At 61.3% G+C, this 12,319-nt stretch carries 10 protein-coding genes; 9 read left to right on the forward strand and 1 reads right to left on the reverse strand.

Features of this window, described 5'->3' with window-relative positions; genetic code table 11:
• Nucleotides 1–16 precede the first annotated feature (16 nt).
• From IEI95_RS24825 to guaA, 7 genes are all read left to right on the forward strand, one after another.
• Nucleotides 17–1,504 (forward strand): di-heme oxidoreductase family protein, encoded by a 1,488-nt coding sequence (locus IEI95_RS24825; RefSeq protein ID WP_234894781.1) that lies wholly within the window; start codon nucleotides 17–19, stop codon nucleotides 1,502–1,504.
• Complete coding sequence (locus IEI95_RS24830) at nucleotides 1,504–2,628, forward strand: imelysin family protein (protein WP_156536326.1); 1,125 nt, start codon at nucleotides 1,504–1,506, stop codon at nucleotides 2,626–2,628. Before IEI95_RS24825 ends, IEI95_RS24830 begins: the two co-directional genes overlap by 1 nt.
• A gap of 5 nt (nucleotides 2,629–2,633) precedes the next feature.
• Nucleotides 2,634–3,707, forward strand: coding sequence for a DUF1513 domain-containing protein (locus tag IEI95_RS24835; RefSeq protein WP_156536325.1), 1,074 nt, complete (start codon nucleotides 2,634–2,636; stop codon nucleotides 3,705–3,707).
• Nucleotides 3,708–3,755: 48 nt separating this feature from the next.
• Nucleotides 3,756–4,220 (forward strand): TspO/MBR family protein, encoded by a 465-nt coding sequence (locus IEI95_RS24840; protein ID WP_156536324.1) that lies wholly within the window; start codon nucleotides 3,756–3,758, stop codon nucleotides 4,218–4,220.
• Between the two features lie 123 nt (nucleotides 4,221–4,343).
• The gene (locus IEI95_RS24845; RefSeq protein WP_156536323.1) at nucleotides 4,344–4,781 is read left to right on the forward strand and encodes a PaaI family thioesterase; all 438 of its coding nucleotides are present in this window, start codon (nucleotides 4,344–4,346) and stop codon (nucleotides 4,779–4,781) included.
• Complete coding sequence (locus IEI95_RS24850; protein WP_156536322.1) at nucleotides 4,778–5,416, forward strand: 5'-methylthioadenosine/S-adenosylhomocysteine nucleosidase; 639 nt, start codon at nucleotides 4,778–4,780, stop codon at nucleotides 5,414–5,416. The genes IEI95_RS24845 and IEI95_RS24850 overlap by 4 nt, the downstream gene beginning before the upstream one ends.
• An 84-nt stretch (nucleotides 5,417–5,500) precedes the next feature.
• Entirely contained in the window at nucleotides 5,501–7,063 is a 1,563-nt protein-coding gene (guaA, locus tag IEI95_RS24855; RefSeq protein WP_012654745.1) for a glutamine-hydrolyzing GMP synthase, read from the forward strand.
• A 130-nt stretch (nucleotides 7,064–7,193) separates the two neighbouring features.
• Here guaA and IEI95_RS24860 read toward each other — a convergent pair whose 3' ends face one another.
• Nucleotides 7,194–8,096: a LysR family transcriptional regulator gene (locus IEI95_RS24860; RefSeq protein WP_194417140.1), complete on the reverse strand. Its 903-nt coding sequence runs from the start codon at nucleotides 8,094–8,096 to the stop codon at nucleotides 7,194–7,196.
• Nucleotides 8,097–8,204: 108 nt separating this feature from the next.
• Between IEI95_RS24860 and IEI95_RS24865 the strand changes: the two genes are divergently transcribed.
• Together IEI95_RS24865 and IEI95_RS24870 are read left to right on the forward strand one after the other, a co-directional pair.
• Nucleotides 8,205–9,776 (forward strand): NADH-quinone oxidoreductase subunit L, encoded by a 1,572-nt coding sequence (locus tag IEI95_RS24865; protein WP_194417141.1) that lies wholly within the window; start codon nucleotides 8,205–8,207, stop codon nucleotides 9,774–9,776.
• Nucleotides 9,777–9,795: 19 nt separating this feature from the next.
• Nucleotides 9,796–12,234 carry a DUF2309 domain-containing protein gene (locus tag IEI95_RS24870; protein WP_194417142.1) on the forward strand — a complete coding sequence of 813 codons (2,439 nt, stop codon included), beginning with the start codon at nucleotides 9,796–9,798 and terminating at the stop codon, nucleotides 12,232–12,234.
• The last annotated feature ends 85 nt before the right edge of the window (nucleotides 12,235–12,319 follow it).

Genomic DNA, 12,319 nt, shown 5'->3' on the forward strand with positions numbered 1-12,319 from the left:
TGGCGGCGCCCTCCTGATGGGAAGCCTGCTCGAAAGCAGCCTGATAGCAGGCGCCTTTGCAGCGGAGCTGCGCCCGGATCTCACACCGGCCGATCGCATCAAGGTCAATGCCGTTACAGTCCCCGCCAACGACTTTTCAAAAGCTGAAGCCTTTGAGGCGATGACGGCGGGCGCTGCGAGTTCTACTGGTCCCGCCGATGCCAAGGCCTTTACCCATCCGCTCGCCACCTTGAGTTTCGAGCAGCAGCAGCAGTTTTCGCTTGGCGAAGCGCTTTTTCAGAAATTCTGGGTCTCCGCTCCCTCCTCCACCCAGGCCTCGGACGGGTTGGGGCCGCTGTTCAATGCCCGCTCCTGCGAAAGCTGCCATCAGCGCGGCGGTCGTGGCCATCCACCCGGACCGGATGGCGATGCCACCTCGATGTTTCTAAGGCTGGCACGTCCGGCGCATACCGACGAGGAAAAGGCCGCGATTGCCGCCTTGAAGGCGCTGAATTTTGGCGATGACACCTATGGCCGGCAATTGCAGGACCGCGCCGTACCCGGTCTTGCCGCCGAAGGGCGGCTGGCCGTGACCTATCAACCGAAGACCGTGACGCTTGCCGGTGGTGAAACGGAGACGCTGCGGGTTCCCACCTATAGCATCGACGCGCTCGGTTATGGTCCGCTTGGAGCCGACACCACACTATCACCGCGCATCGCCAATCCAATGATCGGCATGGGCCTGATCGAGGCGATTGCCGACGAGGATATTCTGGCGAATGCCGAACGGCAGGCCAAAGACGGCAATGGCATTTCGGGAACCGTTGCCAAGGTGCGCGATCACCTGAGCGGCGACATCAAGATCGGACGCTTCGGCTGGAAGGCGGAAAACGCCACGGTCCGCGATCAGGCGGCGAGCGCCTTGGCCGGGGACATCGGCATCTCCTCTCCCGACGATCCGCGTCATGCAGGCGATTGCACGGCAAACCAGCCGCAATGCCTCGCGTTACCCAATGGCGTGCAGGCAAGGCTTGGCCCAGTCGAGGCACCGCCCCCGGTGCTGGATCTGATGACCTTCTATAGCGAAACGCTGGCCCCTCCCAAGCGCCGCGACGTGACAAAGCCCGAAGTTTTGGCCGGCAAAGAGCTGTTTTATGCATCCGGTTGCGCCAGCTGCCACCAGCCGAAATATGTGACGCGGCGCAATGCCGCCTACCCGGCCCTTTCCTTCCAGCTGATCTGGCCCTATTCCGATTTCCTGCTGCATGATATGGGTCCCGATCTGGCCGATGGGCAACAGGTCGGCTTGGCCAGCGGCCAGCAATGGCGCACGCCGCCGCTCTGGGGCATGGGTCTCACGGCCACAGTCGGCGGTCGCCAGGCCTATCTGCATGACGGGCGCGCCACCTCCCTGCCGCAAGCCATTCTCTGGCACGGCGGCGAGGCGGAAAACGCCCGCAACGCCTTTGCATCCATGACGCCGGGCGACCGCAAGGCGTTGATTACATTTCTGGAGTCACTCTGATGCCCAATGCTCGATGCCGGATTTTGACCCTCGCCCTGGCACTATCCCTCTTCCCGCTCCAGGCCTTGCCCGTTTTGGCGCAGGACGCCACCCCCCATGCAACAGCCCTGCAAACCGCAGCGGTGCCGGACGTGATGGCAAAGACGGTAGATGGCTTTATCCGCCCCGGCTATCGCAATTTTCTCGACAAGGCCAAGGCCCTGCATGCCGGGATGAATACTCTTTGCGCCACCCCTTCCGAGCAAACCGTCAAAGCGGCCAAGGATGGCTTTGAGCAGGCCGTGCGCGCCTGGGCGCGGATCGAGATTGTCCGGGTTGGGCCGGTGATTGAGGAAAATCGCTTTGAGCACATCCTGTTTTACCCGGACCGCAAGGGGCTGGCACTGAAGCAGATCCAGGGTGCCATCGCTTCCAATGACGACAGCTTTACAAAGCCCGAAGCCCTGCATGAGAAAAGCGTGGCAATCCAGGGGCTTGGCGCGTTGGAATATGTGCTCTACGGTATCGGCTCCGAGACTTTGAACCAGCCAGATGGTGCGTTCCGCTGCCGCTATGGCGCGGCGATTGCTGGCAATATCGAAAACATGGCGGGTGAACTTTCCAGCCTCTGGGAAGCGCCCGGCGGCATCCAGACCGCCTGGAAACAGCCCGGCCCGGACAATGATGTCTTTCGCACCCCATCGGAGGCCGTCACCGGCCTGCTCGGCATTCTCGTCCACGGCACCGAGACCGTGCGCGACGAGCGGATCGAGACATTTTTCAAAGGTGCAGGCGGGCGGATCGCGCCCAAGCAGGCGATTTTCTGGCGCTCCGGCCTGACCTTTGTCAGCATGCAGGAAAACCTGACCGGTCTCAAACAGCTTCTCAACGACACAGGCGCTGCAAACCTGTTGCCGGAGGGCAAGCGGGGCGTCATCCCCGCCATCAATACGCTGGCCGACCGTCTGATCCAGACCACCCAATCCATGACGCCGGATGTGGAGGCGGCCGTTGGCCAACCCGACAACCGCAAGAAACTGGTCAGCCTGCTGGATGACAGCCGCAGCATGATCACCGATCTCAGCGACGGGCTGGGCGGCGGCGTCGGCCTCAGCGCCGGTTTTTCCTTCGCGGACGGGGATTGATCCCGATGCGCGGCGCGTTGATGGACAGGCGACACTTTCTGAAAGCCGCAGGCGCCGTTTATCTGGCCGGACTGACAGCGGCGCAGGCGCAAGCGCTGACGGCAACCGATGCCGTCTATGCCTCCGCCTTTCGCGCCCAGGATGGATCATTTGACGCTGCCTTGCTGAGCGAAGATGGCCGGATCGTTGCGCGCGTCGCTCTGCCAGGCCGCGCCCACGGTCTTGCGGCCAGCGCCAGTAAGGTGGCCGCCTTTGCGAGGCGACCCGGTACATTCATCTTCATCTTCGACCGGCAACAGCAGGTGGCGCCTGTCGTCGTCAACGCCCCGGCGGGCCGTCATTTCTACGGCCACGGGCATTTTTCGCCCGATGGCAAGCTGCTCTATGCCAGCGAGAACGATTTTGACAACAATCGCGGCCTGATCGGGCTTTACGATGCGACAGACGGATTTCGCCGGATCGGCGAATTTTCCGCCCATGGCATCGGCACCCATGACATGAGCGTCAGCGATGACGGCAGCCTGCTGATCATCGCCAATGGCGGTATCGAGACCAATCCCGATTTCGGCCGCACCAAGCTCAATCTCGACCATATGCAGCCATCTCTGGTGCTGGCCGATGCCAGGACCGGCGCATTGATTGAAAAACACGCGCTGCCCGAAGCCCTGCGCCAGCTTTCGACCCGGCATATCGATCTCGATGCGCGTGGCCGGATCTGGTTTGCCTGTCAGTATGAAGGCCCCCGCCGCGACCTGCCGCCACTGGTCGGCCATTTCAGGCGCGGCGAAGCGCTACACTGGCTCGACCTGCCTCCCGATATCACCCGTGGGCTTGCAAATTATGTCGGGGCGATTGCGGTTAACCGTCGCGAGGGATTGGTCGGCATCACCTCACCGAATGGCGGTCTCTCGGTAACGCTGGATGCCGACAGCGGCAAGGTGCTGAACACCGCCAGCCTGAGCGAGGCGGCTGGTATTGCGCCTGCCGCCCATGGCTTTGCGACATCCTCCTATGATGGCAGGTTCCTGGACAGGTCCGAGGCCGTGAACTGGGACCAGCACATCATTCGCATCGGATGATGGCTTATCCCCTTCCATCCAGGGCTTGATGCTATAGGTAGTCACGTTATGCGTAACGCTCTCACCAATCTCATCTTCATGGCCGCCGTCACCGGTATCGGCACAATGATCGGGCTGACCAATCTGCCGGGCGACTGGTATGACGGGCTGGAAAAGCCTTTCTTCAATCCGCCGGGCTGGATCTTCGGCCCGGTCTGGACCGTGCTTTACGTGCTGATCGGCCTTGCGGGCGCTCGGATCTGGCAGCGGATGCGGCAATCGCGCGGCGTATCACGTGCCATGGCGCTGTGGTTTGGCCAGATGCTGCTGAATTTTCTCTGGTCTCCGGCTTTCTTCGGCGCTCACAGTACCGGTCTCGGGTTGATCGTCATTCTGCCGATGCTGGCGCTGATCCTCGCCTTCGTCTGGCAGGTCCGGCGCCTGGATCGGGTGGCGATGCTATGCTTCATCCCCTATGCCGCCTGGGTTGCCTTTGCCACCGTGCTGAACGGCGCGCTTTTCCTGCTGAATTAACCACTGCCGCAAAACCGTCGCGCCCAAACCCCATCAACAGGCCAAACCCCATCAACAGGCTTGCCGAACCGGTTCTGTCATGCCAAATGGCAGGCAGACGAGAGGGAAAGAGGCGGCAGCCACATGGACGCGGATATCCAGCAGCGGATCACGGCAAGCTTTGCACGGCAGGGCGCCATGCAGACCATTGGCGCGGAACTGACCCGCATCAGCCATAAAATGGTGGAAATCGAGCTGGCGTTTCACGACAAGCTCACCCAACAACATGGCTTCATGCATGCAGGCGTAATTTCCGCCGCCCTCGACGCGGCTTGCAGCTACGCCGCCTATACGGTGATCGCGCCGGAGACCTCGCTGCTGACCATCGAATTCAAGGTCAATATGATGTCGCCGGGGCGCGGCGACCGTTTTCTGTTTCGCGGCGAGATCACCAAGCCCGGCTCCACCATTATCGTCGCCGATGGCCGTGGCTATGCCATCTCCGACGGCCCAGCCAAATTAATTGCCTCGATGACCAGCACACTGATGGTGATGCGAGGCCGTGAGGATATCAGGGAATGACATTTGAACTGAAATCGGTTTGCAGCAAGTCCATTCTGTTCGTCATGGCAGTCGATGCTGAATATGGCCCGCTCCTGCGCCTGCGCATCCAACCGCTGATGACCGGGGTCGGTCCGGTGGAAAGCGCCATTGTCACCACCAATGCCCTAAGAGACCTCCAGGCAGCAGGAACGCTTCCAGATCTCGTCGTCTCGCTGGGTTCGGCGGGCTCGGCACGGCTGGAACAGACCGAGGTCTATCAGGTCTCCTCGGTCGCCTACCGGGATATGGACGCCTCGCCGCTTGGTTTCGAGAAAGGCTGTACGCCGTTCCTCGATCTGCCTGCTACGGTGGACCTGCCGCTGCGCATTCCCGGCGTTGCCGTGGCCAGCCTGTCGACCGGCGGCAATATCGTCTCAGGCCCGGTGTATGACAGCATCGCCGCTGACATGGTCGATATGGAAACCTATGCGGTGCTGCGCGCCTGTCAGGCCTTCAACCTGCCGCTGATCGGCCTTCGCGGCATTTCCGATGGCAAGGCGGAGCTGAAACATGTCGGCGACTGGACGGAGTATCTGCATGTCGTTGACCGCAACCTGGCCCAGGCGGTGGACGCGCTGGTCAAGGCGGTGGAAGACGGCACCTTCTGGTTCTGATCCGGCCCAGCCGAACACGAGATTTTTTGCCATGCCGGCATTTCCCGGATTGCCACGGACACTGCTTTTCATTAAAGGCTCGACATGACCCAGACAGCACATCCCGACAGCGTTCTCATCATCGATTTCGGCAGCCAGGTAACGCAGCTGATTGCGCGGCGCGTTCGTGAAACCGGCGTGTACTGCGAAATCGTCCCTTTCCAGTCATCCGAAGAGGGCTTCGCGCGGTTGAAGCCGAAAGCGGTTATCCTGTCTGGAAGCCCGGCCTCTGCATTGGATGAAGGCAGCCCACGCGTTCCCCAGGTGATTTTCGACAGCGGCCTGCCGATCTTCGGTATCTGCTATGGCCAGCAAACCATCTGCGCCCAGCTGGGTGGCAAGGTGGAAGCCGGACATCACCGCGAATTCGGTCGTGCCTTCCTCGAAATCGAGCAGGATTGCAAGTTGTTCGAAGGTCTCTGGTCGGTTGGCTCACGTCATCAGGTCTGGATGTCGCATGGCGACCGCGTTACCGCGATCCCGCCGGGCTTTCGGGTTCTGGCCACCTCGTCCAATGCGCCCTTCGCGTTCATTGCCGATGAGGCCCGCAAATATTACGCCGTGCAGTTCCACCCGGAAGTGGTCCATACGCCTGACGGCGCCAAGCTGATCCAGAATTTCGTCCATAATATCGCTGGCATTACCGGCGACTGGAGCATGTCTGCCTACCGCGCCAAGGCCGTGGAACAGATCCGCGCCCAGGTCGGTGACAAGCGGGTGATTTGCGCCTTGTCCGGCGGCGTCGATAGTTCGGTCGCAGCCCTGCTGATCCATGAGGCGGTTGGCGACCAGCTGACCTGCATCCTGGTTGACCACGGCCTGATGCGCAAGAACGAGGCGGCGGATGTCGTTGCCATGTTCAAGGAACATTACAATCTCCATCTGATCCATGTCGATGCCATTGACCGCTTCGTCGGCGAGCTGGAAGGCGTGTCCGACCCGGAAACCAAGCGCAAGATCATTGGCCGCCTGTTCATCGAGACCTTCGAGGAAGAAGCCAAGAAGCTCGGCGGCGCAGACTTCCTCGGCCAGGGCACCCTCTATCCAGACGTCATCGAAAGCGTTTCATTCTCCGGCGGCCCGTCTGTCACTATCAAGAGCCATCACAATGTCGGCGGTCTTCCAGACCGGATGAACATGAAGCTGGTGGAACCGCTGCGCGAATTGTTCAAGGACGAAGTGCGGGTGCTCGGCAAGGAGCTTGGCCTGCCCGACTCGTTCATTGGCCGTCACCCCTTCCCAGGCCCCGGCCTTGCCATTCGCTGCCCCGGCGGCGTGACCCGCGAAAAGCTCGACATCCTGCGCGAAGCCGACGCCATCTATCTGGACGAAATCCGCAAGGCCGGCCTTTATGACGCTATCTGGCAGGCCTTCGCCGTGTTGCTGCCGGTCCAGACCGTTGGCGTGATGGGCGATGGCCGCACCTATGAATTCGTCTGCGCGCTGCGCGCCGTCACCTCCGTTGATGGCATGACCGCGGATTTCTACCACTATGACATGGAATTCCTCGGCCGCGCCGCTACCCGCATCATCAACGAAGTCCGCGGCATCAACCGCGTCGTCTATGACGTGACATCCAAGCCGCCCGGCACCATCGAGTGGGAATGATGTAAAGCCGGGATGGGACCAGTTTCCGTCCCCTTTTGCCCAGATCCTTGATGCTCTCGCGGATCGTTAGAGCAGCGTGCAGAAAATTGGAACCAGCCCGGTTGTCTGATTTTTTGTGTGCGCATTGGATTTATCCGAGAACCGGTTCCCACTTTTCGGTCCGATGCTCTAGCAATTCAGCCAGCAAGGTGTTTGGAAAACGCCGCTTCTGAATAATGGCGTAAAAACTCTCCGTCACTTCGGGAATACGGCAATGCTCAATGAGCAAGCCAGCCTCCAACTCATCCCGCACCACGATTGGCGGCACCAGCGTGACACCTTCGCGCTCGCGTGCCAGAAGGCGCAGCATCGCCATATCATCGACCTCGGCCAGAATGACAGGTCTTATTCCGGCCATTTCGAGAATCCGGTCAAAGGCCACGCGGATATCGCTATCGAGGCTGGGCAAGAGCAACGGCTCGGTGCGCAGGTCGTCGGGAAATTTAAAACTCTGCCCATCAGGCCGGGGTCGCCCGACCAGGCTGACCGGCTGCTCGTTCAGCAGATGATTGCGCAGCAGTGAGCGTGCATCACGCGGGGCAGCGCTGTTTGCCAGCACCACATCGACGGCATGGGCTTCGAGTTGCGCTAAGAGATCGCGCATATTGCCGGAGCGCACGATCAGCTCCACGTCGGAGCGACCGACCAGCGGGCGCAGGAATTCCAGCTGGAAGTTGCGCGACAGCGTCGTCAGCGCCCCGACCCGCAGCACTTGGCGGCTGGCGGTCGGGCGGCCACTGAGCGTGCTCATCAATTCGTCACCGGCCTTGAACACCGTGTCGGCATAATCAAGCGCGATCTGTCCGGCCTCTGTCAGCACGAGCTTCTTGCCAACGCGCTCAAACAGCGCATGACCCATCTGATGTTCGAGCTTCTGGATCTGAACCGAAAGCGCCGATTGCGACAGGTTCATGTGTTGAGCGGCCCGTGTCAGGCTGCCTTCATGCGCGACCGCCCAGAAATAGCGGAGATGATTAAAATTTAGATCTCTCATATCGTTCTTTTAAAACGAACGATATCGACAAAACAATGAATTTTTCTTGGGCTCAGGGCTTGGATAAGAGTGGTCTCCGAAGCGATCTTGCCTGAAGGGAATACCTCCGTGTCCATCCAGTTCCTGCCCTTGCTGGCACCCCTTGTCCTGCTTGCGAGCGCCGCCATCAGCTTTGTCCAAACACAGCAAAGGCCCCGATATAGCCCTCGGCTGGCGCAGGCCGCAGCGCTGCTGGCACTTGCAATCGCACTTGCCTCAGTCATCGTGCTGATCCTGCTTGGCCCCGGCAGCAGTCGGTTGATCGGTTTTGCAAGGGCGGGTCTATCGGTTCGGCTGGATGCCATCAGCGCCACCATGCTGGTTCTGGTGACATTCATCGGCTGGGTGGTCACACGCTATGCCGCCACCTATCTGGATGGCGAGGACCGGCAGGGGCCGTTTACCGGCTGGCTCTGCGCCACACTTGCCTCGGTGCTGTTGCTGGTCACGGCAGGCAACCTGCTGCAACTGGTGCTCGCCTGGATCGCTACCAGCCTGTTTCTGCATAAATTGCTGCTGTTTTATCCAGGGCGGGTGGCGGCCCAGCGCGCCGCACGCAAGAAATTCATCACCGCCCGCCTCGGCGATGCAGCGCTGGCCGGTGCGGCCGCTTTGCTGGCAATGGCGTATGGAACCGCCGATATCGGCGCAATCCTCAATGCGGCCCGTGCCGAATATGACGCAGGACAGAGCGGAGGCCTTGTTCTTGCCGCAGCAAGCCTGCTGGCGCTGGCAGCCGCGCTTAAATCCGCACAGTTTCCCACCCATGGCTGGCTGACCGAGGTGATGGAAACACCAACCCCTGTTTCCGCACTTTTGCATGCGGGGGTGATCAATGCCGGTGGCTTTCTGCTGATCCGTTTTGCCGATATCATGCTGCTTGCCCCCGGCGTGCTGGCGGCGCTGGTCATACTGGGCGGCTTCACGGCCCTGTTCGGCAGTCTGGTGATGCTGACCCAACCAGCGGTCAAAACCTCGCTCGCCTGGTCTACCGTGGCGCAGATGGGCTTCATGATCTTCGAATGCGGCCTGGGGCTGTTTGCGCTGGCCCTGCTGCATATCGTGGCGCATTCACTCTACAAAGCCCATTCCTTTCTCGCCTCTGGTGGTGCGGTGGAACGGGTCGCAGCACTGCCCCGGCCCGGCCCCGTAGCCGTACCCGATGCGGGCGCGGTCGGGCGAGCTTTTCTGTCGGCCCTTGCCATCTACTGTGTCGTGGGCTTGTGTTTCGGGTTGACGCATAAATCGCCACAAGCCATTGCGCTTGGAGCCATCCTGATTTTCGGTGTCGCCTATATGCTCGCCCAAGGCTTTGCCGATGCTGCCCCCAAGGCATTGACCCGGCGCACGGCGATCTATGCCATCACCACTTCGATCGGCTATTTCGCCCTGCAAATGGCTGCGACCCTGATGACATCAGGGGTCTTGCCCCCCACGCCTACGCCGGAACCGCTGGAATGGGCGCTGATCATGCTGGCCGTCGTCAGCTTCGGCCTGGTCGCCGTTGTACAGGCCATGTTCCCGCTCTGGGCCTATCATCCGGCAGCGGCGGGCCTGCGCGTCCATCTTTCCAACGGTTTCTACGTCAATGCCATCTTCGACCGTCTGGTCGGCGGCTGGTCGATCCGCAGCCTGTCTTGATGAAATCGGAGTTTTGACCATGTTGCATAGCCCTATCCCAATCAAAGCCGATCCGATGATCTTCGAGACGGCGGCAGACCGTGCCGCACGGGCCATTCCTCCCGTCTGGCCGTTGATGTCGAGTGTCGCCGTCAATCCTTTTCTGGGGCAAGCGGGTGAAACCCTTGCCAAGGCAGGTGCCCGGCTGGCGCGGGTGGCGGGCATCGCCATCACCATGCCGCGCCACTGGTACCAGCAGAAAATTGACACGGGTGAGATTTCCGATGCGGATCTGCTCGCGGCCTTGGCCTGCGCGCCTGCCGATCTGCGGCCAACCGATCTCGCTGCCCTGAAGGCCGCCGCCGCTCTCAACCCGCCAAGACCACAGGCACTGGCCTCGGTGGCGGATCTAGCGGCGCAGGCCTCAGGGGTGGATTGGCCGGGTCTGCTGACCGAGCGGCTTGGTGCCTGGATGGCGGGCTATTTCGATGAGGGTCAGGCGCTTTGGGCCGCGCCACGCGGCAAGAGCGCCTATGGTGCCTGGCGGGCCGTGGCAACCCATGACCTGACGCCGGAAATCGCCGGTCTGCGCGGTTTTGCACGGCATGTCTCAGAGGCACCTGAAACAGCAATGGCGGTTATCGCCCGTGTCTGCATCCGTCTCGGTCTGCCTGTCGAGGCGCTGGAGACCTATTTTCACCAGATGCTGATGTCATTGGGTGGCTGGGGGCAATATGCACGCTACAAGCTCTGGCAGGCGGAACTGGCCGGTGGATCCGACCAAACGATCACGGACCTTCTGGCAATCCGCCTGATCTGGGAAGAGGCGCTGTTTCTGCGCTATGGCGACCAAATCGACGAAGCCTGGGCGCATGTGCGGGTTGCCCATGCGGCACCGGTCGTGGCGACGCCAGATCTGGTGATCGACGCCATCCTTCAAGATGCCGCCGAACGCGCAGCACAGCGGGAACTGGCGCGGACTCTTATACAGGCGCAGGCAAAAACCGCCCCGCAGATCCACGAGACCCGGCCTCTGGTTCAGGCCGCCTTCTGTATCGATGTGCGCTCCGAAGTGTTTCGCCGTGCGCTTGAGAGCCTCAATCCACAGATCCAGACGCTCGGCTTTGCAGGCTTTTTCGGTCTGGCCGCGTCGCATCGCCGTTTCGCCTCCGATGTCGCGGAATCGCGGTTTCCGGTCCTGCTCAATCCTGCACTCAAATCCCGCGCTGGCGGGCCTTACAGGGCAGAGGATGCCGAGCCGCAGCGGGTCAAGGCCCGGGCAAAGCGGGCCTGGGGCCGGTTCAAGCTGGCGGCTGTCTCTTCCTTCGCTTTCGTCGAGGCGACGGGGCCGATCTATGTCGGCAAGCTGCTGAGTGATGCACTCGGCCTCCCCCACGCTTCAGCCCCGAATGACCCCGCACCACAACTCGATCCGGCGCTCGATCTGGCGAGCCGGGTCAAGGCAGCCGGGGCGGTGCTACGCGCCATGTCGCTGACCACGGGCTTTGCACGGCTGGTGCTTCTGGCGGGACATGGCGCCAATACTGTCAACAATCCCCATGCCAGCGGCCTGCATTGCGGCGCCTGCGGCGGCTATTCGGGCGAGGTCAATGCCCGTCTGCTGGCGGCCTTGCTGAATGACCCTGAGGTCCGGGCCGGACTGACCGAGATCGGTATCGAGATCCCGCAGGATACACTGTTCCTGGCGGCCCTGCATGATACGACCACCGACCGGGTGATGCTCTATGCGGATGATCATCCCTGCCAAACCCATGAGGCCGATATCGCACAGGCCAGAACCTGGCTTGCCGATGCAGGCAGGCTTGCAAGGGGCGAGCGCGCGCTTCGCCTGCCGCGCGCAGCAGATGAGGCCTCCCTCTCAAAACGCAGCAGCGACTGGTCAGAGACCCGGCCCGAATGGGCGCTGGCCGGCTGCCGGGCCTTTATCGCCGCCCCCAGATCACGCACCGCCACTAAAAACCTCGAAGGACGAGCCTTCCTGCATGATTATGATTGGACACAGGACAAGAGCTTCAGCACGTTGGAGCTGATCCTGACCGCTCCGGTCATCGTTGCAAGCTGGATCAGCCTGCAATATTACGGCTCAACCGTGGCACCTGAGGCTTTCGGTGGTGGCAACAAGCTTCTGCACAATGTGACGGGTGGTATCGGCGTGGTGGAAGGCAATGGCGGGCTTTTGCGGGCCGGTCTTCCCTGGCAATCGGTCCATGACGGGCAGAATTATATGCACGAACCGCTGCGCCTGTCGGTCTGCCTTGAGGCACCCGTCGCGGCAATCAGTGAGGTACTGGGCCGCCATGATGGGGTGCGCACCCTGTTTGACAATGGCTGGCTACATCTTTTTACCCTCAATGAGGAGGGCAGCATAGCCTGGCGATACAATGGCGGTCTGCAATGGGTGCCGATGGATGACACAGAGGACGTCGAACAGAGGTCAAAGCTCAAGGTTGCCGTGTAATCGGGACTGGCGGCTGAAACAGGAATTCAATGAGCGCGGTCTGGGGTGGGCATCCCGTCGGTGATGATCCCAATCTGGCATCACA

Origin of the sequence: Agrobacterium vitis, from assembly GCF_014926405.1 — a bacterium.
Lineage (GTDB): Bacteria > Pseudomonadota > Alphaproteobacteria > Rhizobiales > Rhizobiaceae > Allorhizobium > Allorhizobium vitis_H.